Origin of the sequence: Paenibacillus andongensis (assembly GCF_025369935.1) — a bacterium.
GTDB classification, from domain to species: Bacteria; Bacillota; Bacilli; order Paenibacillales; family NBRC-103111; genus Paenibacillus_E; species Paenibacillus_E andongensis.
Window position 1 is genome coordinate 1229756 of record NZ_CP104467.1, and the last position, 22733, is coordinate 1252488.

Consider the following 22733-nt stretch of genomic DNA (forward strand, 5'->3'; position numbering starts at 1 on the left):
TATCATCATTCTATTGCAATTATCCAATGAGTTATAGAGACATAGAGAGAGATTCGAAAGGAGAGACAACCATGCGTAACGAGAAAACGGCACGTGATTGGGATAATCTTGCTGTGTTAGAGCGCAATCGCGCGAAAAGCCGAGCGTATTTCATCCCGCATTCCGATAGGGCCGGAGCTTTGAGCTATGATCGAGGGAGCTCGCCTTGGTTCAAATCATTGAATGGCAGTTGGAAGTTTCATTATGCGAAGGGGCCTGAATGGGCACCGGATGATTTTTACCTAGAGAATTATGACATGTCGGGCTGGGATGAGATTCAAGTTCCGAGCCACTGGCAGCTGAAGGGTTATGGAAATCCGCATTATACGGACTTATATTATCCGTTCCCGGTTGATCCCCCGCATGTGCCTAACGATAATCCGACAGGCAGCTATGTGCGTGAGTTTGAACTTCCGCCGCATTGGGACGGCAGACAACTGGCCGTGAAATTCGATGGGGTGGATAGTGCCTTCCATGTATGGGTCAATGGAACATTGGTAGGTTACAGCCAAGGAAGCCGATTGACGTCAGAGTTTGATCTGACACCATATGTTAAGCAAGGAATCAATCGTATGGCGGTTCGCGTCTATCAATGGTCAGACGGCAGCTATCTGGAAGACCAGGACATGTGGTATCTGAGCGGTATTTTCCGGGATGTGTATCTGGTTTCGGAACCGTCCTCCACGCGGGTCGTGGACTATCGAATCGTTACCGAATTGGACGCGGACTATCGGGATGCGACTTTATCGGTTCAAGTTGAGCTGCAAGGAGATGCTTTGCAAGGGGAGCTCCAGCTGCAGTTGTTGGATCATGAAGGTGCACATGTTGTTTCAGCTGAAAAGCTGATTACTGTCGCCGCTGCTGGTCAGACGGTTCTGGAATTTTCAATGCCAGTCACGAAGCCTGCTCTCTGGAGCGCTGAAGCTCCAACTTTATATCATTTGACGATAAGCATCGTGGGCCAGACTGGTAAAGTAGTGGAGGCGGTTGCTCAACGAGTTGGCTTCCGCAAGATCGAAGTGAAGGATGGCCAGTTTTTGGTGAATGGCAAGGCGATCATGCTAAAAGGTGTAAACCGTCATGATCACCATCCCGATACGGGACGCACAGTGACGCTGTCGACCATGATTCAAGATGTGAAGATGATGAAACAGCATAATATGAATGCGGTCAGAACCGCTCATTATCCGAATGATCCGCGGTTCTATGATATTTGTGACGAATACGGCTTATATGTCATGGAAGAAACCGACTTGGAAACACACGGCTTCGAGCCTCTGGGCAATATTTCACGGCTAAGCGATGACCCTGCTTGGCAGGAAGCGTATGTCGACCGCGTGCGCCGCATGGTGGAGCGTGATAAGAATCATCCGTCCGTCCTGTTCTGGTCACTTGGCAATGAGTCCGGCTTCGGCTGCAACTTTCGTGCGATGTCGGCTTGGTGCAAACAAGCAGATCCAACGCGGCTGATTCATTATGAAGAAGATCGCGAAGCGGAAGTGTGCGATATCGTGAGCACGATGTACTCCTCCGTAGAGAAGATGCAAGGCTTCGGTCAGCTGGTTGATCATCCGAAACCGCATATTCTATGCGAATTCGCCCATGCCATGGGGAATGGTCCAGGCGGACTCAAGCCGTATTTTGATACTTTCGATGCTTATAGAAGGCTGCAGGGTGGTTTCGTTTGGGAATGGATCGACCACGGTATCCGCAGGAAGACAGCGGATGGCAAAGACGACTACGCTTACGGCGGAGACTACGGCGATGTGCCGAACAACAGCAATTTCGTCATTGACGGTCTTGTTCGTCCGGATCGGACACCTTCCCCAGGTCTTATTGAATACAAGAAAATTATTGAGCCTGTCAGGGTCGAGTATATAAAAGATGACTGCATACGCATCATGAATCGTTATGATTTTGTGACGCTCGATCACCTCTATGCAGATTGGAGCGTGACGGTAGAGGGGCGAACCGTCCAAAGCGGCGTGCTTGTTCTACCGCGAATTGGTCCTGGTGAAAGTGCAGAGCTGCATGTTCCCGTGAGAGCAGATCTGCAGCTAGCCTTATTGAATCAGGGGGCTGAGCGTTGGTTGAACGTCGGTTTCACCCTTGCGGCTGATTGCATCTGGGGTGAGCAAGGACATGAGGTAGCTTGGGCGCAGCTCGCGCTAGAAGCAGTTGGGAAAAGTGAGCTAACTAGAAATGCCGGAGTTAGCGCCAATTCGTCCGCTTCTGCGGCAGCTGGTTTGCCAATGAGGAGTTTATCCTGCACAGAGGAAGGGCGCAAGCTCATCCTCGCAAACGACTCATTCCGAATCGCATTCGACACCCGGCGGGCAGGAATAAGTTCGCTGCGAATGAATGGCCAAGAGCTAGTGAACAAAGGGCCGCGTCTGAACTTCTGGCGTGCGCCGATTGATAACGATATGTATGTCCTGCCTGACTGGTACAAGGCGCATCTCAATAGACTCAGCGAACGAATCGATGATTGCCGTTGGGAGCGGTTGGACGAAGGAACGATTCGTGTAACTTGGGATTCTCGCATTGCACCCCCGGTATTCGACTGGGGCTTCCGATGTGAAACGACTTACATCATAACAGGCTCAGGCCTTATCGTTATTGATGTGCACGGCGTACCAGAAGGCAAGCCGCCTGCCATGCTTCCAAAGATTGGACTCCAAATGGAGATACCGGGAGACATGGATGCTGTGACATGGTACGGACGTGGTCCGGGAGAGAACTACTCCGATAGCAAAGAAGCAGGACGGTTCGGTGTGTATCGTAAGTCTGTAGATGAACTTTTCACGCCATATATTTATCCGCAGGAAAACGGCAACCGCACGGATGTAAGGTGGGTTTCCATTACGGACGGCGCGGGAATCGGCTTGCTCGCGGTAGGAGCACCGACACTTGAATTCAGTGCTCGACGCTATACTGACGCGGATTTAGAAGCAGCCAAACATGCGAGTGATCTTGTTCCACGGGATTTCATTACACTAAACCTGGATTACAGGCAAAATGGTCTGGGCAGCAACAGCTGTGGACCGGCTCAATCCCCGGAGAACACAGTCACATCGGAAGCTTTCCATTTCCAGATGCTGCTGAAGCCCTATTTATCGGAAGATGCCCTGCCTGAGCGGTTGAGCCATCAAATGAAATTAGAAATGAAACAGCTACAACAGGAGGGTACAAACCATGCTTAATACACAAGACGTTTTGAACTTATCGGGAAAAATAGCGGTTGTGACCGGCGGAGCCTCAGGGATTGGGCTAGCGACAGCTGAACTGCTGGCCAGCTTCGGAGCGTATTCCATCCTTCTAGATATTAACGAAGATCAAGGTGAACAGGCTGTAGCTGCAATCAAAAAGCAGGGAGGCCAAGCAAGTTTCTATCGCTGTGATGTGTCTTCCTCTGCCGATTGCCAGCGTGTTGCAGCAGAAATTGATGCTGCACACGGACGAATCGATATTTTGTTCAATAATGCCGGGATTATTCGCCGTAAAACGGTTGTTGAGCTGGAAGAACGCGATTGGGATTTAGTGATTGATGTCTCCTTGAAGGGCGTTTATCTACTGTCCAAATCTATCATCCCAATCATGGAGCGTGAGGGCGGAGGCAGCATCATTAACTCCGGCTCCGGTTGGGGACTTAAAGGCGGAGACCGCGCTGCTGCCTACTGCGCTGCCAAAGCTGGCGTTGTGAATTTAACGCGGGCTATGGCTATCGATCACGGCGTCGCCAATATTCGCGTGAACTGCGTATCGCCAGGCGATACGGACACGCCGCTGCTGCGTGATGAAGCTAAGCAGCTGCAGCGAAACGAGGCGGAATTCCTAATCGCCTCTGCCGGCGGCCGCCCACTGGAGAGACTCGGAACACCGCGAGATATCGCGAATGCGGTCCTATTTCTGGCGAGTGACATGTCTTCCTGGGTAACGGGAAGCGTGCTCGTTGTTGACGGCGGGGGCATTGCCTAAAAGCGATTCGAACCCAGCTACGCTTGGCAGTTAAGAATCTATAAAATCGTGTTTTAAAAGTCCGCTTTCAGAACGTGGACTTTTTAAACTACCTTTATAAGTACAACGATGAATGGAGGCGTTACCTTTGCCTAATAACAGAACTTATGCCCATCCTTATATACCGAATACTGTGCCTGAGGTTCGTGATGCGATGCTGAAGGAAATCGGCCTGACATCAATGGACCAGCTTCATGACGCCATTCCAAACAGCTTGAAGCTGAATCGGGAGATGAACCTCCCGCCAGCCATGACGGAATATGAGCTGCGCCGCCATATAGATGGTCTACTCGCCAAGAATAAGCACGGTGCCGCTTATCTGAATTTCCTCGGAGCGGGCTGCTGGCAGCATTTTATTCCGGCTGTCTGTGACGAAATCAATCAGCGTTCCGAGTTCGTTACAGCTTATGCCGGTGAACCCTATGAAGATCACGGACGATTCCAAACCCTGTTCGAGTATCAAAGCCTGATGGCTGAGCTGGTTGATATGGACGTCGTTAATGTCCCTACCTTCGACTGGGCACAAGCGGCTTCAACAGCGATTCGGATGGCGGGCCGCATTACCGGCCGCCGTGTTGCACTGCTTCCAAAGTCAGTCGATCCCGACAAAGTGATGATCATTAACAACTACTGCACACCAGTGATGGAGCTGCGTTTTGTTGAAATCAACGAGGCAACCGGCAAAATGGACTTGAATGATTTGCGCAGCAAGCTATCCAGCGAGGTAGCTGCGGTATACTTCGAGAATCCTGGTTACCTTGGCATCATCGAAGACCAAGGACATGAAATCTCGGAGCTTGCTCATTCCGTGAATGCCATCTCCATCGTTGGCGTGGACCCAATCTCACTTGGCGTACTTCAGCCTCCGAGCCAATATGGCGCAGATATCGTCTGTGGAGATTTGCAGCCGCTGGGGATGCATATGAACTACGGCGGCGGGCAAGCCGGATTTATCGCGACGCGCGACGAAGAGACCTATGTCATGGAATATCCTTCACGGTTGTTCGGCATCGTGCCGACCGAGGTTGAAGGTGAATATGGCTTCGGCGACGTGGCTTATGAGCGCACATCCTTCGCGCTTCGCGAGAAAGGGAAGGAGTCCGTCGGTACCCAGACAGCATTATGGGGCATAACCGCAGGTGTATACTTGTCCTTGCTTGGGCCAACGGGTATGCAGGAGGTCGGCGAGACCATCATACAGAAATCGCAATACGCTGCAAAGAAACTCTCCGCCATTCCAAGCATTTCCCTTCGATTCGGCGAGACTGCTTTCTTCAAGGAGTTTGTTGTTGATTTCAACGATACTGGCCTAACTGTTGCTGAAATTAATGCGCGCTTGTCAGAAGCGGGAATATTCGGAGGCAAAGATTTGTCCGCTTCCTTCCCGGCATGGGGTCAATGTGCCCTCTACTGCGTTACTGAAATTCATTCGCAGGCTGATCTAGATCGTCTAGCAGACACCATTCAAACCATCGTTCGTAAACCGTGATCGATTGATATAGAGAAAGGACGGAACGCCATGAAACGAATTCGCAGAGATCATAAAGTCCGTAATTTTCATCAAGCCAAATGGGATGAGCCGGTCATCTTTGAGCTTCACCGTCAGGGTGAGCGAGGGGTCATTCCGCCAGGAACGGAAGCTGGCATTGCAGCTGAGGTGGGAGATGGTATTGGACGTATTCCAGTTTCCATGAAGCGAAAATCAGCGCCGGCTTTACCCGAGATCGGTCAAGCCAAAGTGCTTCGGCATTACTTGCGCCTATCCCAGGAGACTCTAGGCTCCGATTTGAATGTCGAGATCGGACAAGGGACCTGTACGATGAAGTATATTCCGCGTATCAACGAAATGCTTATCCGTTCGCCACATATGATGGAGCTTCATCCCTTGCAGGATGCAGATTCCGTGCAGGGCATGTTGGAAATTTTCTATAAACTAGACCTTGCCATGCGTGAGATCAGTGGGATGGATGCCTTCTCGTTCCAACCGAGCAGCGGCACGCAGGCCTTGCTTGCGATGGCTTCCATCGTTCGTGCTTATCATGATTCGCGGGGTGAGGGGGACCAGCGGGATGAGATCATCACGACGATTTTCTCTCACCCCTCCCAAGCGGCGACAGCTGCGGTCAAGGGCTACAAAATCATCACACTGCATCCAGATGAAGATGGTTTCCCAGACATAGAGAAGCTGAAGAGTGTTATCTCCGAGCGAACTGCTGGTTTTGTCGTTGCGAACCCGGAGGATACGGGCATCTATAACCACCGAATCCGCGAGTTTACTGACATTGTTCACGAAGCGGGCGGAGTCTGCTTCTACGATCAGGCCAACGCAAACGGCTTGCTTGGCATCACGAGAGCGAAGGAAGCGGGCTTCGACATGTGCTTCTTCAATCTGCATAAGACTTTTGCGGCTCCTCATATGTGCGGCGGTCCGGCAACGGGTGCACTTGGTGTGAGTGAGGAACTCAAACGTTTCTTACCTGGACCGCTCGTGAATTACGACGGAAGCCGTTATGTTTTGACGAATCAGACGGCAGACAGCATTGGCAAAGTCCGCAGCTTCCATGGGGTCGCACAGACTGTCCTGCGTTCTTACGCTTGGATTATGAGCCTCGGTCCGGATGGACTGAAGGATGTAGCCCAAATTGCGGTGCTGAACAACAATTATCTGTATCACAAAATCCTGCAAATCCGCGGAGCGAGCGCACCTTATATCAAAGGACGCCGCCTCGAGCAGGTTCGCTACAGCTGGAAGCAGCTTACAGATGAGACAGGTGTCACGACAGAGGATATTACCCGCCGCATGTGTGATTTCGGCCTGCATTACTGGACGTCCCATCACCCGTATATCGTGAAGCAGCCGTTTACTTTGGAGCCGACAGAGTCGTATTCCAAAGAAGATCTGGACGAATACATCCATGCGCTGGAGCATATCTCGAATGAAGCCTACACACAGCCTGATATTGTGCGGTCAGCTCCGCATAACAGTACCGTTCATCGGAACGATGAGTCGTCTCTGGATGACCCGGAGCAATGGTGCATTACTTGGCGTGCGTATCTGAAAAAGACGCAACCGGTATAAATCGCTCTATCGTTTTCATCTTGCTGTCATATATAATTATTGTTGAACAGAGAGGCTCCGTGAGGAGCCTTTTCTGTTTACCATCATATTAAAGATTTGACACTATCGATTGATCGCGATTTATGACACCTCCATGTAGAGCAAGATTGGATGAATGAATCGACGGTCTCGATTTCCTAGCAAATAGGGGCTAAGTTTAGTTTATCAAAAATAAAACAAAACCAGTTGGGAAAAGCAGGAATCGATGAGTGAATCTGTAATATTATATAAAAAGACAAAATTCGCCGATTTTCGGCAAGGAGAGTACAAACATGATGCATCCGCATACGGAACTGCGATACATTGACGACAAGATCGGTTTCGGGGTTTTCGCTACTAGGCTCATTCCCAAAGGGACAATTACATGGGCGCTCGATGATTTGGACCAAATTCTGGAGCCGGACGCGGTTCAGGCGCTCGAGGAAGATAGGAAAAAGCTCGTTCTGAAGTACTCCTACCGTAATCAAGATGGGAAGTACATTCTCTGCTGGGATAATGGCCGTTATGTAAACCACAGCTTCCATGCCAACTGTATCGGAACAGCGTACGAGATAGAAATCGCGGTCCGTGACATTCATCCTGGGGAGCAGCTAACCGACGATTACGGCTCGCTGAATGTGGATGAACCGTTCGAATGCTTCCCGGAGGAAGGGACCGATCGAACGCGGGTGATGCCCGGTGATTTGCAGCTATATGCTGATATTTGGGATGCTCAAGCGTTAGACGCTTTTCAGCACTATTATGAGGTCGAACAGCCACTAGCGCATCTCATTCGTCCGGAATTTCAAGATAAAGTAGAAATCGCTGCTAAAGAGCAGCGATTGGTGGATTCCATACGAGCTATTTATTTTGACCGTGATTCCAAGAATACGGTCAAATGAGGAGCACGCTTCATTAAGTCTTGGAAAAATTCACGCTGCAGCGTGATAAAGACGACCGGTGTTAGCGTGTGAATGGTAGCCGTACGGGGAATGTTGCGAAGTAACGCCACTTCCCCAAAGAAATCGCCGTCGGACAGCACAGCAAGCCGATCATTGGTTCCTGTGCTGTTCTTTTTCAACACTTCGACCTTGCCCCGTACAATAATGTAAAACTTATCCCCAAGATCACCTTCGTCGATGATCGTCCGCTCTTTGGCATAGGATTCCGTTACGAAAAAGTGGGATATATCCCGTAATAATGATTCATCCATTTCTGAAAAAATCGGAAATAGCTTCAGCCTCCCCGAACTAATCTCTACGTGATAGCCGTCCTCGCTTATGTCGAAGCCAGTTTGCTTCGTCCACGATTGCTTATAACGACCTTCCGGCAGCATGAGTAATTCCTGGTGACTGCCTTTCTCGGCAATTTCGCCTTGATTCAGCACGTAGATACAATCGGCATGCTCAGCCGACGCGAGACGGTGGGTTACGGATATGACGGTCCTGGTGGCCGTTATTTGTTGTAGCGTCTTGTTGATTGCTGCCTCTGTGGCCGGGTCAAGCGCCGAAGTCGCTTCATCCAGGATTAGAATAGCCGGGTTACGAATGATCGCACGGGCGATCGCTACACGCTGCCGCTGACCGCCGGATAGACGTCCGCCCCGCTCACCGACATCCGTATCGTACCCATCTGGCAGGCTCATGACGAAATCGTGGATTTCGGCTAAACGTGCGGCCTCCATGACTTCCTCGTCGCTTGCTTCAGGCTTGCCTAGACGAATATTTTCACGGATTGAGGATCGGAAGAGGAAGCTTTCCTGAAACACAATGCCGATTTGAGAACGAAGCGATGGCAGCGCAATTTGACGGATGTCGGTTCCATCGTAGCGCACGGAGCCCGTCTGCGGATCGTAGAAACGCATCAGCAGGTTAATGATGGTGCTTTTACCGGAGCCGCTGGCACCAACGAATGCAGCAAAGGTGCCTTTGGGAATCGTCAGGCTGACACCGTTCAAACTGCGCTGCTCCGGGCTGTAAGCGAACGTGACATTGCGAAATTCAATGTTGCTTTCAAAATGCGGCAGATGAGTGCCCTGTTCGTTGCTAGGAACACTCGGCTGCTCATCGAGCAGCTCACGGACCCGCTGCATACCGGATGTCGCTTCAATAAATTGAGGGGCAAGCCAGGTTATAGCTGCAACCAAGTAGCTCAGGCTGAGTAGAATCGCGCTGAAGGCGAGCAGTGAACCGATGGAGAGGATGCCGAAGTAAGCTAGCATCGATCCCACGCAAATCGTCATCAAGTTCAAAATCATCGTGCCCAGATTAGTTGTACGGTCAATCAGGAAACTTAAGAAGCTGGATCGGGTCGATAACTTCCCATACTGCAGCATACGATCGGCAAAGCGTCCAATCATTAAAGGCTGAAGCCCGAACGCTTTAATGACCGGTTGAGCACTCACATTTTCCTGTATAGCTGTGGCGATACTGGCCTGATCTTCTTTTAACTGATAACTGGCATCATAAGCCTTCTGACCGAATAATTTAGGTCCAATCAGACAGAGCGGCAACCCAATCACCGCAAGCAGCGCAAGCTGCCATTGCAGGACGAATAGCACCCCTACGTTCAAAATAAGCCCAAGTATGGATAAAAGCGCGTAGGGTATGAGCTTGATGAACGTATCAATGGAAATGAGATCATTATTGAATCTAGAAACGATATCGCCACCGCTCATTCGATGGAAGAAGTCGGTAGAGAGGCTCTGCAGCTTCTCAAAGAGCTGCTTATAGTAATTCGTCACGATGCGGGAGCCGAGACTTGCAAACATGCGATCACGGTACATGCCCACCACGACAGAAGCAAGAGCGCCGGAAGCCATTAAGGACAAAATAAGCAGTAGCAGGTTATACTGCTGCGGAACGATGGCCAAATCGATAATGAATTTGTAGCTGAGGGGCATGAACGTTTCGAAGGCCAGCTCTACGAGGAGAGCTGCAAGCAGAAGCGCAGTCTGCAGTTTGTACTGAAGGAAAGAGGAGAAGAGCAGACGGACAAAGGAAAACATGAATAACCTCCCGAGAGTAAATCGAACCATTTCCTCTATCTTAGCATCGGGTTTGGATTTGGAGTATAGTCTGGATGTAAATTTAATGAGGCAAAGAAAGATTTTCCCCTTGTTATATTTTTAGCTGCGTATTGTATAAAGTGCATCAATATGAAACTGCATAGCATAATCGCTTGACTTGGAGTTAACTCCAGAGAGTAAACTGTTTTTGAAAGAAACAATATCTAACAGAAAGTGAGGAACAATCTAAATGGAATATGTGAAACTTGGAAATACTGGCTTGGATGTATCTCGGCTTTGTCTTGGCTGTATGAGCTTTGGTGTAGCAGAGCGGTGGGTTCATCCATGGGTACTTAATGAAGAGCGCAGTCGTCCTATTATTAAAAAAGCTCTGGAGCAGGGTATTAACTTTTTTGATACGGCGAATGTGTATGCAGACGGAACAAGCGAAGAAATTGTTGGACGAGCTCTAAAGGATTATGCCAATCGTGATGAAATTGTCCTCGCGACAAAGGTTCATTTCCGCATGCATCAAGGTCCAAACGGGGCTGGTCTTTCCCGAAAGGCAATCTTGAGTGAAATAGATAAGAGTCTTAAGCGATTGGGAACCGATTATGTAGACCTTTATCAAATCCATCGCTGGGATTACAATACTCCTATTGAAGAAACAATGGAAGCATTGCATGATGTTGTGAAGGCTGGGAAGGCAAGATACATAGGTGCTTCTGCGATGTACGCATGGCAGTTCCTAAAAGCATTACATGTAGCTGAAAAAAATGGGTGGACTCGATTTGTGTCGATGCAGAATCATTTAAACCTCATATACCGGGAAGAGGAGAGGGAGATGCTGCCGCTTTGTAAGGAAGAGAAAATCGGTGTGATTCCATATAGCCCGCTTGCATCAGGAAGATTGACGCGTGATTGGTCGGAAAGAACACAACGTTCCGAAACCGATCAAGTTCAGAAATCTAAATACGATGCGACTGCAAGTACGGATCGATTGATTGTGGAGCGTGTTGCAGCAATCGCAGAAAAACGTGGTGTTCCCCGCGCTCAAATCGCACTTGCCTGGTTATTGCAGAAAGAACCGGTATCAGCTCCCATTATCGGTGCTACGAAATTGTCTCATCTCGATGACCCGGTAGCTGCTCTTTCGATTATATTAACACCTGAAGAAATTGCATTGCTGGAAGAGCCGTATGTTCCCCATCGGGTAATTGGTGCGGTTTGATGTATGAAACGACAAGAACACCCTAACCATTTATGGGCGTTCTTGATCTCAAATTCGGAGGTGAAATCTACATGTTGATAGCAGAAGTCAGTGAAAAATTTGATCTATCACAGGATACACTCCGCTATTATGAACGAATCGGACTTATTCCCAGGGTGAACCGCAATAAAAGCGGAATTAGGGATTATTCGGAAGAAGACTGCAGGTGGGTCGATTTTATCAAATGTATGCGAGGCGTAGGTCTTCCAGTTGAAATGTTGATTGAGTATGTTGGGCTGTTTCTGAAGGGTGACGAAACCATGGATGCTAGGAAAGAACTCCTAATCGAGCAGCGTATGAAACTCATAACAAAAATGGAACAGATGAAGAAAGTGCTGGAACGCATGGATGATAAAATTGAAAGATATGAACAGACCATAGTTGAAAAAGAAAAAACACTAAATAGACCGTAAGGGATAAATAGTATTCGCCAAAGGCACCTTCCTGTATAATGAATAGCTGAGCAACAAGACTATGCATCGAGGTGTTTAACTTTGACTTCAGAAAAATTTTTCAAGCATCCTTTAGGTATTGTATCCGCTGCGTCCTTGGCGACGCTTCTATGGGGGAGTGCATTTCCATTTGTTAAGCTAAGTTACGCGGATCTCCATATTGGAAAAGCGGATTGGTCCGAGCAGCTTTTGTTTGCTGGCTATCGTTTTATTTTAGCCGCGATTCTTATTCTATTGTTTATGGCAATCATCGGTAAAAAGGCGGGGTATCAACGGGGCACACTGCTGAAAATCGGGAAAATCGGTCTCTTCCAAACCTTTTTGCAATATCTATTTTTCTATTACGGTTTGAGCGCAAGTACGGGGATTCAGGGCTCGATTATCGCAGGGACGACCTCGTTTTTCCAAATATTGCTTGCTCACTATATGTACAAGAACGATCGTTTGAATTTGAAAAAAATGATCGGTTTAGTTTTAGGATTTGGCGGAGCCATCCTGGTCAATATGACCAAGGGGGATTTGACTCTGCAAATGGGCATAGGGGAAATTTGTTTGCTGATCGCGATGTTTTTCGGAGCGTTGGGCAATGTGCTTTCCAAGAACGAAGCGAAAGAGCTGGATGTCCTGTATATGACCGGTTGGCAAATGCTGCTTGGGGGCCTCGCCTTATTTGCGGTCGGTGCGACTTTTGCAGGTTCAATTGTTCTTGATTTTACATGGACAACCATGTTGATGCTGCTGTACTTAGCCTTTTTGTCGTCAGTTGGCTTCGTCCTCTGGAACAATGTTATGAAGTACAACAAAGTCGGAAGCATCTCGATGTATTTGTTCTTGATACCGGTTTTTGGTGTGATTTTGTCCGCGCTGATGTTGAAGGAAGAATTGCATCTAATTGTGTTTGCAGCGCTCGGTCTGGTGGTCTCGGGTATTGTTATTGTGAATCGGCCGAAGCGTGGCGCGGCTGTTAAACGCCCTTCGTAGTTTGTTACTGGAAAAAAAGCTAGCATAAAGCAAAGTGTTTGATCAGCTATGGATCAAATGCTTTTTATTTTTATCTAACATTCATATTCCGTAAATCAATCCATGATACGATGTTGGAAATGTGCCGATGCGTGATATATGATGAAGGTAGAAGGGATCGTGACCGAGAATGTCAGAAGAACGATTAGCGGTATTAAAAGTGCATATCGACCAGGCTGGTTATGATGAGGTTCCGGATATTATCAAAAAGATTCATTTTGATGTTCGGCAAGGTGAACTGGTGGGTTTGTTAGGTCCAAATGGAGCTGGCAAGAGCACGACAATTAAGAGCATCCTTGGTTTATTGAAGGATTTCAAGGGTGAAATCTCTTTTATGGGTGAACGAAAAAGCTATGCTTACATCCCAGAGCATCCGATTCTGTATGATGAGCTGACGTTATGGGAGCATATGGAATTTGCAGCTTCCGTCTACGATCTGGATCGTGCGGTATTCCTAGAGCGTGCAGACGATCTCTTGCATCGGTTTCGACTGCTGGATGAGAAGCATCAGCTGCCCGGAAAGTTTTCCAAAGGGATGCAGCAGAAAATCATGCTCATCCTCGGCTTTTTGAATAAACCAGATGTATATATTGTGGACGAGCCTTTCATTGGATTGGATCCGAAAGCGATTAAAGATTTCTTAGGGATGTTGGATGAGGAACGCAAGCGCGGTGCAGGCATTCTGATGAGTACCCATGTGTTAGATACAGCAGAACGGATTTGCAGCTCGTTTGTGCTTCTTTCAGGTGGCAGATTGGTAGCAAATGGAACACTGCAGGACATTCAAAAGCAATGCGGCATGCCTGACGCACCATTGTTCGACTGCTTCCATTCGTTACTATGAAGGGGGACAATGGGTTGAAGAGCAGCTTTCAGGTTTTCACACGAAGAGTGCGTTCGGATTGGCACTTCCAGTATCGGGCTTTGCGGATGGCTGTGGATTGGGTCATTGCCATTTATTTTGTCATTCCACTGATGATTGTGGCTGGCTATCAATATTACTCTTGGTGGGCAACGCAGCCCTCTTGGTTTAGTTGGATATCGATGTTTATGATTACAACGGTCTTTTATGTATTCACTTGGCTCGGAACGATTCGATACTTTGTTGAGGAAGGGGACCAGCTTTTCCTTCGACAGAATCAGAAATGGTTTCGGCATATCATGCTGCTCGGCTATAGATACTCTCTTGCATTGCAGGGAATCACGACGTTAATATTGACGCTTGTATTTCTTCCTTTATTAGTTCAAACGTATTCCTACGGTGTGTTACATGTTATTTGCTTATGGCTGCTTACCTATTTGCTGAAAATCAACGTAGGCTTGCTTCGCCAATTGCTTACACTTCGTTTATATGGCATTATGCTTTGGTTGCTGCGGATTGTGGTTTTTGTAGGACTATTCTTCTTGTATCAAGTGTTAGTTACGGAGCTAAGTCATAACACTTCCTATAGTTGGATGATTATTGTTCTTTTTCTAGTGCTGGTCGTTTTCTTAAGCAAAATACGGCTGCAAGAGAAAGGGGCTTTCTTCACTGATATCGCCAGAGAAAGAGATTCGCGGATGCGAATTGTCTCTCTGATGTTAATTCGTGTTGTTGAGCGAAAAAGAAAATCGACAAGGAAGTATCCCCTTTTATTCGGGAAATCGCAGCGCTTGTTCAAAGGGAAAGGGGCCAGCAACGGAATAGCTGATTTATTAACGAAATCTTTTTTTAGAAATGGTACACAGTGGAAACAAACGATACAGTTCGTTGCTGTAATCGGTGGAGCTATGTTTATTTTGCCGGGTGCCCTAAAAATTCCGATCTGGATCCTTGCTGCATGCCTGTTGGTCTTCTGGAGAAAATCATTCTGTAAAGATGAATTAACAGCTCCGTTTCTGACTCTTTTTCCTATCCAGGACACAATGAAACATCAAGCTCTACAATCTGCAACTCCTATCCTTGTACTGCCGGCGCTGATCTTAATCAGCCTATGTATGGGGATCTCTTTCTTCACTTGGTGGGGACCTGTACTGATGATCGGAGCAGCAATTCCGTTAGCTTATGGGACTTCCTCTGTATTTACAAGTTGGTATTGAGTAGGCGAATTACTTTACTTTAAGGTTGAAAGAGATCAAACAAGCCCAGTGCCGTTATTGGCACTGGGCTTGTTTGATTATGAACTTATTTGACTAGAGCATTGTATACATTCGCTTCACCCGCGCCGTATAAAGCATCATTACCGGTTGGGCCGTAATCGATCGCCGTCTTTTCGATTAACGCGGCTACTTGAGCAGGGTTCAACTCCGGATGAGCCGCTTTGATGACACCTGCAATACCAGCCACTTTCGGTGCTGCCATGGATGTACCGTGGAGCAGCGCGTAGCTATGCAGGTTAGAAGTGAAATACGAAGGTAAATAAGTAGGCCATGTGCTTAATGCGCGATAGTGGAAATCCCGTTGGTTGAGGTCCAAAGTTGCAGCATAGACAGGCCCATTGTCGCCGCCTGGTGCTGCTACATCGATTTGATTTAATCCATAATTGGAATAAAATGCGATGCTGTTCGTCGACCACTTGTTCGAGGATGAAACATTGATGACACCATTGATTTGGCCAGGTGTTTCTGTTGTTTTTCCTTTAAATACAACGCCAGGGGAACCGTATGTAGCGTTGAGATAATCAGTCACCGCTTTGTTGTCGCGTAGATTGAGACCTTCATTACCTGCTGCCGTTACCACCGTTACGTTATGGTTCACAGCATATTGAATAGCACGTTTCCATAGCAAAATGTCAGCAACATCCGAATATTTGGATCCATCTACATAATACTTTTGGGAGTCAAATCCGCCGATCGACATGTTAATGACGTCAACCTTATCGTTCGCTGCCTGAATGATAGCAGCTACAATCCAGGCCGTAGGCGCACCTTGTCCGCCGGGGAATACGCGGTAGGAGCGGATACCAAGATTCGGGCCGACACCTCTGACTTTGCCGTTCCCGGCAATCGATCCGGACACATGCGTTCCGTGTCCTTCGCGGTCCATAAGATCATTAGGATCGCCGGTTTCACTAGCATCTATTCCAGCCGGCACAAAGTTCTTTCCACCAAGGAAGTTAGCTTTTAGGTCGGGATGGTTGGCATCAATACCGCTGTCGATAACGCCTACAACGGCTTTATGCGTGCTGCCTGTGCCTCCGGTTTCAATCGCAAACGAAGCTCCGTCATTCGTTACTTTCTTAATGTCCCACTGATAATCCCAGTAGCTGCTCGTTGCTTCCGGCTGGGGAATATCTGTAACTGGCTGACCGTCAGCTGCAGAGGGATCTACCGTACCATCGCTTAGCTTATGTACCATCTGAACGTTAGCAGCAGCAATATCCTTGAATGACTGCAGCTTGGTCATAAATTCGGTGCTGGACGAACTCACCTCCAATCCTCCAATCTCAGGAATAGCTCGAACAACTTGCCCGCCTGCCGCTTGAATCAATGCTGCGTAACCAGTCGGAAGCTGGTTTGAGAATGCAATTACATATGTCTTGGTTGTAACTGTCGTTCCACCAGTGCTGCTCTTCGATGCTGCCATTGCAGATATGCCGCCACCCATTACTGTTGAGACAGCCAAGATGCTAGATACGAACAGGGTTGTCCACTTTCGCTTCATAGTAGCCCTCCTTCAATTTAAGAGAAATTGCAGTTCTAATAAATTGTAAATGACAGCATGCATAAATAACATGGGTTGGTCGAACCAAATGTGATGTCGATTTCATTCTTTTTTTGACGAATGGTCAATTAAAAATCTATTATCAGAAGTTGATTCCAGATATGAGCTGATTTTTTGGTAATATTGAATCGATATTTGTTTGTGAAAGATTTTTAAAAAACCAAGTATGGCTGTCAGTGGATTTCTGATTTCGTGCGCCATGCTTGCCGCCATCTTCCCAATAATCGTCAGGCGGCACCAGAAGCGATAATACTTAAAATATTTTTACATAGAAGTTGACAATAATTAGTTTGAGGTGTACATTTATCTTAAATCAAAGATATTTGAATCAAAGATATTTAGTGAGAGGTGGTTATAATACCAACTCAACTAAATGATGCTCTTGAGATTTCCCTTAAGTTGTTTGTTGTTCTTTCCAAGGCTTACAAAGCGATCAAAGCATCCTTTGCAGCAAATTGGAGAGAAAATATTAATAAGATCCATTCTTTAATGATGACTGTCACGCAAGAGGAGCAGCAAGAGGCGATTGTACTGCTCAAGAAATTGGAAAAAGGTGTGCTGGAGGGGTAGACTAGCCGCATGAGTTGAAATCTAAATTTAGGAGGTTGTTTAATATGCAAGCACGAGTGTACACACCTGCGATGCAGGGAATTGGTGAATTTGACGGTGGGAAAATCAAAGAACAAAAGCCGATTGGCTTTCCAGGAGAAGGATCGGTTATCAAGCGAGTGGGCCCTCTATTTTATTGGGCATGGGCAACCTCAAACGCTGAGGCCATGATCGGCCTGCATCCTCATCAAGGCTTTGAGATTATGACTTATGTGATTGAAGGCAGTGCCTTCCACGGGGATACCTTGGGTACTGACAGCACTGTGGGAGCCGGCGGGGCGCAGGTCATGCAAACAGGCTCTGGTGTTAGTCATCAAGAAAAACTAAGTGCCAATGCGGAACTTTTTCAAATTTGGTTCGAGCCTGAATTGACGGAAGCGATGCGGAGAAAGCCAACTTATCGCCAGTATGAGCATGAAGAATTTCCACAAGTAAGTCATGAAGCAGGATATAAAGTGAAAACGGTAATTGGTGCAGATGCTCCTGTACAGTTGGTTGCTGATATTGAAATGTGGGATGTTGAAGTAAATCGCGGCGTTCATTATCAACATAAGATTGATGCCGGTTATACCTTAACGGCTTTAGCTATCCGCGGGGAGGGAACTTGGGGGGAAACTGGAACATCGAAACAACCTGTACAATTTCATCACAAAGATTTCATCCTTGCAGCTGCTGACTCAGAGACAGAGGTAACAATAACGAACTCGGATGAAGAGGTAATGAGGCTGATCCTCATCAAGGTTCCAACAACGGTGAGTTATCCGCTCTATCGTAAAAGATAATTGTGGCTTTTGCTTTGTGTTAAATATCTTTAATAGAAGTTTATTGAATTGCCCCAAACTCAACCCGCACCCGGAGTCACCAGTCTAGCGGAACGTAGAAGCTTTATTTTGCCTAAAATCGCGCATTTCACGTTTTCGCGGAACGAGAAGCCTCTATTTCTCGCATTCGAGGTGTAAAAACCGATAAAACGCCAAAATAGAGCCCTCACGTTCCGCGTACCGACTCCGGTTCAACATAATCACCGAAATAAGGGCTCCTCGTTCCCCGCGATGCTCCGATTAACAGCTTATATGTCTGAAATCACTCCACAGAAGTTTAGCTTTCAAGCCGATCTATAAATCATGGATTTTTAAGCAAATTTTACGTCGTCAGCAAGTGAAAGTGGATCGTGTAAAAACATGTCAATAACACGAAATGATAAAACGCTACTGACATAACACTGTCAGTAGCGTTTTTTTTGCATCCCTTTTATGTTAGATTAACGAGCGACTGCATAGTGTAACTGAATGACACCACTGCCGAGGGACTTGGAATCCAACAACTCTACATGCTTGTATCGATAGTCGTGTTGGTCAATCAAAAGATTGAGCCCCTTACCCTCCAGAACCGGCGCTACATTGAATATCAATTCGTCAACAAGCCCGAGACTCAAAAATGCATTGTGCAAATCCGCACCGCCTGCGATTAGGGCGGTTTGATGGCCTTTTTGTTGCAGGAGGTCCAGGGCTTCTTGAGGGGACCGTGCAACCGTTATACCAGGGATTTCTATGGCGCTTTTCGAAACCACGACGATGTCGATATCGGCAAAGGGACCTCCGCCATTCCCCTTCATGGCTTCGAATGTGCGGCGTCCGACAATGAAATTGCCCGCAGCTGTTGCATGCTTGGTGAAATCGTCCAGCGCTTCCTTTTTTGGCGGATTTTCAGGACTGGATTGTGCATAGTTACCGTTAGCGGCTAAAGTTGCCCATAGAATTGTTTTCATTTTGTTATCCTCCTTAGTTCAATTCAAGTTCGTTCAAGTACTCTTCGGATGGATGCTGCAACGCGATCCGGCCGGTCCTCTTGGACGTAATGTGAGGCATCATCCAGAATTTCGGTTTCATTTAAGGGAAGATGCCTCTGCCACTTCGCCATCTCATCTTGCGGGAAACCAGCGCTGTCTTTCGTCCCCCATAAAATTTGCGTGGGAAGATCCGAAAGTTTATGCAGTCCGGCCTCGATGTTCGCAAGCCATAATCGTGCCTTACGAATGTGCCTCGGGAAGACCCACGTTGGTTTCCTGGATGCCGGTGTTGGGAACGGAGCGCTATAGGCGTGTCTTAAGCTTTCTGTGACATTTTCGGAATGATGAATTCCGTGTGGTACAATCACTTTAGCGAAGAAGTTGCGCCTTGTCTGAAGCCAGTAGCCGAGCGGCCAACCTCCCATTGCAATGGAAAAAAGTTTCATGGCAAGCAGGGTCGCCGGCCATGCCCATGTATTCATGAGCACGATGCCGCGCAAATTGTCCCTGTTCTGAACCGCATAATTGAATCCGATGGGGCCTCCCCAGTCCTGGACCACCAAAACAAAGTCTTTCAAGTCCAAACACCGGATGACTTCCGTGACGGCATCCGATTGCTCTTGCGGCGTAAACCCGTAACGTGAAGGAGCTTTGGACATGCCGAATCCGGGATAATCCATCGCGACCAGCCGACATTCGCCGTGCAGCTCCTTGACGACTTTCCGATATAGATACGACCATGTCGGATTACCGTGAAGGAGAAGAACCGTCGGTCCAGTTCCTTCGTCGATGTAATGGATGTATCCGTCTCGGTAAGGCAACCAATGATCCTTGAACGGATACTCAAGTGAATCTACTTCAAACGTCCTTTTCATTTTCGCCCCCCCAGTGTTTTCCTTGGTACTCGATCTATATCCAATATTAGTTAACTGTGGTACATTTGAAAAGTAGTTACATTAAAGTGCAATAGTTTCATAAAATGAACTATGGAGGGCATAACGTGATTGAACCTACTTGTCCGGATGCAATTGAATCCGTCCTGGAGATCCTGGACGGCAAGTGGACTCTGTATCTTCTGCGTGACTTGTTTAACGGGATCAATCGTTTTGGAGCGTTGCGGCGAACGCTGCATCCCATTAGTCCCAAAACCTTGACTGACCGATTGCGGATGTTGGAGGAGCAGGGGATTGTGACCCGTACGCTTTACCCGGGGGTACCTTTACATGTGGAATATGATCTTACCGAACGCGGGCGTCGTCTCCAACCCATTTTTGCTGCTATGAGCGCATGGGCACAGGCCGAAGGTACGTGTACTAGTAACAAGGCGACCGAGCTGCCTTTGGAAAAGCAATTGTAGTTCCCCCTAAACCAGTGAACGCGCTAATACATTTTCATTGAAAACAATCCTTATCTTGACTTAGACGAAAATATTTTTGTAATATTATACCAAGTCATACAAATTAGGCACTGACCAAAGACATGATTTCCTACACGAACTGTCCAGAGAGAGAAGTTTAGGCTGAAAGCTTCTCCAGTTACCGGTTGCGAAATTACCCCTTTGTAGCCGTGACGTTGAACCCGTCGATCTATATTCGCGGCAGTAAGCGGCACCGTCTTATCCCCGATACCGGATGCCAATAAGGACCCTGCATCTGCATACTTTGGTGTACAACCAGAGAATGTAACGTTGTAGGTCGAATTAGGGTGGAACCACGAGCTGAACGCACTCGTCCCTTTGTGGGAGAGATGCGTTTTTTTGCGTTCAAAAAATAATGAAATAAATAGGATTGGAGGCTAAATCATGGAGATCAAAGTAACATTGCCAGATGGAACAATTAGGAGGTATCAACAAGGCACGACAATCGAACAAGTGGCGGAATCCATAAGTACGGGTTTGAAGAAGAATGCTGCAGCTGGAAAGATTAACGGCAAACTCGTTGATCTTAACCAATCGATCGAGCATGATAGTCTCATTGAAATTGTAACTCTTGACAGCAAAGAAGGTCTGGAGATATATAGACACAGTACGGCGCATTTAATGGCTCAAGCTATTAAACGAATATATGGAGAGAAGGCGGTCAAGCTTGGGATTGGACCGGTCATCGAAGACGGATTCTATTATGATATGGATATAGAAAGACCGCTGTCTAGTGATGATCTTGCCGCCATTAAAAAAGAGATGGAGAAAGTTATCCAAGAGAACCTGCCCATTCTTCGCAGGGTCGTTAGCCGTTCAGAAGCAATTAAGACATTCGAGGAACTCGAAGAACCGTTAAAATTGGAGCTCATTCGCGACCTGCCGGAAGATGCCGTCATTACCATTTATGATCAAGGTGAATTTTTTGACCTGTGTCGGGGACCTCACCTTCCCTCTACAGGTCGTATTAAGGCGTTCAAGCTGATGAACGTGGCAGGTGCCTACTGGCGTGGAGACTCTAATAATAAGATGCTGCAGCGGATTTATGGGACTTCATTTCCAAAGAAGGTCCAGCTTGAAGAACATTTACATGTTCTTGAGGAAGCCAAAAAGCGAGATCACCGCAAACTCGGCAAAGAACTTGAATTGTTTATGTTCTCTGAAGAAGCGCCAGGCATGCCGTTCTTTCTTCCAAAAGGGATGACGATCCGTACGGAGCTTGAGAACTTCGCGCGTGAATTACAAAGACAACGGGATTACGATGAAGTGCGTACACCGCTTATGATGAATAATAGGGTTTGGGAGCAATCCGGACATTGGGATCATTACAAAGATAACATGTACTTTACCAACGTGGACGAAACAAAATTTGCGCTTAAACCGATGAACTGCCCGGGACACATGCTTATTTTTAAAAACAGCTTACACTCCTACAGAGAATTGCCTATCCGTCTATCCGAATTTGGCCAAGTGCACCGCCACGAATTATCGGGGGCACTTAACGGGATGATGCGGGTCCGTACGTTCTGCCAGGACGACGCACACCTTTTCGTTTTGCCTGAACAAATTGAGGATGAAATTAGCCGTGTCATTGCCCTGATCGACCACGTTTATCAAGTACTCGGTTTTGAATACAAGGTCGAGCTATCCACCCGGCCGGAAGATTCTATGGGTTCAGATGAGCTATGGAGCCAGGCCGAACAATCTTTACAAAATGTCTTGGACAAACTTGGTATCGAATATCATGTCAATGAAGGCGATGGCGCATTCTATGGACCCAAGATCGATTTTCACATATTAGATGCGCTTAAACGGAGCTGGCAGTGTGGGACGATCCAACTGGATTTCCAGATGCCCGAAAAATTCGATCTTTCTTACATTGGCGAGGACAACCAGAGGCACCGGCCGGTCGTTATACATCGCGCTCTTTATGGATCGATTGAGCGATTTATTGGCATGTTAACCGAGCATTTTACTGGAGCTTTCCCCCTATGGCTTGCCCCTGTCCAGGCGAAATTGTTGCCGGTTTCGGAGAACTATATCGACTATGCCCTTAAAGTGAAGAAGTCGCTAGAAGAGGTTGGGATTCGTGTCGAAGCAGATGTGCGGAATGAAAAACTTGGGTATAAAATTCGTGAAGCCCAGCTCGAAAAAGTACCTTATATGCTCGTACTTGGTGAGAACGAGAAAAATTCCGGAAAGGTGTCCGTTAGAAAGAGAGGCGGAGATGACCTTGGCTTAAGAAGTATCATAGAGATTTCTGAGCAAATTCATGAAGAAATTCGTGCTAAAAAGTAAGTTAAAATACGTTTA

At 47.3% G+C, this 22733-nt stretch carries 19 protein-coding genes; 14 read left to right on the plus strand and 5 right to left on the minus strand.

The window, feature by feature from the left end:
- Nucleotides 1–71: 71 nt before the first annotated feature.
- From lacZ to NYR53_RS05725, 5 genes are all read left to right on the plus strand, one after another.
- Nucleotides 72–3242, plus strand: coding sequence for a beta-galactosidase, LacZ type (gene lacZ, locus NYR53_RS05705; RefSeq protein ID WP_261304299.1), 3171 nt, complete (start codon nucleotides 72–74; stop codon nucleotides 3240–3242).
- Nucleotides 3235–4017, plus strand: coding sequence for an SDR family NAD(P)-dependent oxidoreductase (locus NYR53_RS05710; RefSeq protein WP_261304300.1), 783 nt, complete (start codon nucleotides 3235–3237; stop codon nucleotides 4015–4017). Before lacZ ends, NYR53_RS05710 begins: the two co-directional genes overlap by 8 nt.
- A gap of 127 nt (nucleotides 4018–4144) precedes the next feature.
- Nucleotides 4145–5545 carry an aminomethyl-transferring glycine dehydrogenase subunit GcvPA gene (gene gcvPA, locus NYR53_RS05715; protein WP_261304301.1) on the plus strand — a complete coding sequence of 467 codons (1401 nt, stop codon included), beginning with the start codon at nucleotides 4145–4147 and terminating at the stop codon, nucleotides 5543–5545.
- A 30-nt stretch (nucleotides 5546–5575) separates the two neighbouring features.
- A complete protein-coding gene (gene gcvPB, locus NYR53_RS05720) occupies nucleotides 5576–7135 on the plus strand; it encodes an aminomethyl-transferring glycine dehydrogenase subunit GcvPB (protein WP_261304302.1) in 1560 nt (519 codons plus the stop codon).
- Nucleotides 7136–7446: 311 nt separating this feature from the next.
- Nucleotides 7447–8055, plus strand: a complete 609-nt coding sequence (locus NYR53_RS05725; protein ID WP_261304303.1) for an SET domain-containing protein — start codon at nucleotides 7447–7449, stop codon at nucleotides 8053–8055.
- On the opposite strand, the gene NYR53_RS05730 is transcribed toward NYR53_RS05725, so the two are convergent.
- Nucleotides 8019–10160, minus strand: a complete 2142-nt coding sequence (locus NYR53_RS05730) for an ATP-binding cassette domain-containing protein (protein ID WP_261304304.1) — start codon at nucleotides 10158–10160, stop codon at nucleotides 8019–8021. The two genes, NYR53_RS05725 and NYR53_RS05730, sit on opposite strands and share 37 nt — an antisense overlap.
- 250 nt (nucleotides 10161–10410) lie before the next feature.
- Between NYR53_RS05730 and NYR53_RS05735 the strand changes: the two genes are divergently transcribed.
- The 5 genes from NYR53_RS05735 to NYR53_RS05755 all read left to right on the plus strand — a co-directional run bounded on the left by NYR53_RS05735 (nucleotide 10411) and on the right by NYR53_RS05755 (nucleotide 14981).
- Nucleotides 10411–11391, plus strand: coding sequence for an aldo/keto reductase (locus tag NYR53_RS05735; protein ID WP_261304305.1), 981 nt, complete (start codon nucleotides 10411–10413; stop codon nucleotides 11389–11391).
- Between the two features lie 71 nt (nucleotides 11392–11462).
- Nucleotides 11463–11843, plus strand: coding sequence for a MerR family transcriptional regulator (locus tag NYR53_RS05740; RefSeq protein WP_261304306.1), 381 nt, complete (start codon nucleotides 11463–11465; stop codon nucleotides 11841–11843).
- 81 nt (nucleotides 11844–11924) lie between these two features.
- Nucleotides 11925–12863, plus strand: coding sequence for a DMT family transporter (locus tag NYR53_RS05745; RefSeq protein ID WP_261304307.1), 939 nt, complete (start codon nucleotides 11925–11927; stop codon nucleotides 12861–12863).
- A gap of 169 nt (nucleotides 12864–13032) precedes the next feature.
- A complete protein-coding gene (locus NYR53_RS05750; RefSeq protein WP_261304308.1) occupies nucleotides 13033–13746 on the plus strand; it encodes an ABC transporter ATP-binding protein in 714 nt (237 codons plus the stop codon).
- A 14-nt stretch (nucleotides 13747–13760) separates the two neighbouring features.
- A complete protein-coding gene (locus NYR53_RS05755) occupies nucleotides 13761–14981 on the plus strand; it encodes an ABC transporter permease (RefSeq protein WP_261304309.1) in 1221 nt (406 codons plus the stop codon).
- An 85-nt stretch (nucleotides 14982–15066) separates the two neighbouring features.
- Here NYR53_RS05755 and NYR53_RS05760 read toward each other — a convergent pair whose 3' ends face one another.
- A complete protein-coding gene (locus NYR53_RS05760) occupies nucleotides 15067–16545 on the minus strand; it encodes a S8 family serine peptidase (RefSeq protein WP_261304310.1) in 1479 nt (492 codons plus the stop codon).
- A gap of 102 nt (nucleotides 16546–16647) precedes the next feature.
- Nucleotides 16648–16818, minus strand: a complete 171-nt coding sequence (locus NYR53_RS05765; RefSeq protein WP_261304311.1) for a histidine kinase dimerization/phospho-acceptor domain-containing protein — start codon at nucleotides 16816–16818, stop codon at nucleotides 16648–16650.
- A gap of 135 nt (nucleotides 16819–16953) precedes the next feature.
- Between NYR53_RS05765 and NYR53_RS05770 the strand changes: the two genes are divergently transcribed.
- Nucleotides 16954–17175 (plus strand): hypothetical protein, encoded by a 222-nt coding sequence (locus tag NYR53_RS05770; protein ID WP_261304312.1) that lies wholly within the window; start codon nucleotides 16954–16956, stop codon nucleotides 17173–17175.
- Between the two features lie 44 nt (nucleotides 17176–17219).
- Nucleotides 17220–17996, plus strand: coding sequence for a pirin family protein (locus NYR53_RS05775; RefSeq protein ID WP_261304313.1), 777 nt, complete (start codon nucleotides 17220–17222; stop codon nucleotides 17994–17996).
- A 479-nt stretch (nucleotides 17997–18475) separates the two neighbouring features.
- Here NYR53_RS05775 and NYR53_RS05780 read toward each other — a convergent pair whose 3' ends face one another.
- Together NYR53_RS05780 and NYR53_RS05785 are read right to left on the minus strand one after the other, a co-directional pair.
- Nucleotides 18476–18982, minus strand: a complete 507-nt coding sequence (locus tag NYR53_RS05780; protein WP_261304314.1) for a dihydrofolate reductase family protein — start codon at nucleotides 18980–18982, stop codon at nucleotides 18476–18478.
- A 23-nt stretch (nucleotides 18983–19005) separates the two neighbouring features.
- Entirely contained in the window at nucleotides 19006–19878 is an 873-nt protein-coding gene (locus NYR53_RS05785; RefSeq protein WP_261304315.1) for an alpha/beta fold hydrolase, read from the minus strand.
- A gap of 125 nt (nucleotides 19879–20003) precedes the next feature.
- Between NYR53_RS05785 and NYR53_RS05790 the strand changes: the two genes are divergently transcribed.
- Nucleotides 20004–20360: a winged helix-turn-helix transcriptional regulator gene (locus NYR53_RS05790; RefSeq protein WP_261304316.1), complete on the plus strand. Its 357-nt coding sequence runs from the start codon at nucleotides 20004–20006 to the stop codon at nucleotides 20358–20360.
- Between the two features lie 444 nt (nucleotides 20361–20804).
- Complete coding sequence (gene thrS, locus NYR53_RS05795) at nucleotides 20805–22718, plus strand: threonine--tRNA ligase (RefSeq protein ID WP_261304317.1); 1914 nt, start codon at nucleotides 20805–20807, stop codon at nucleotides 22716–22718.
- Nucleotides 22719–22733: the final 15 nt, after the last annotated feature.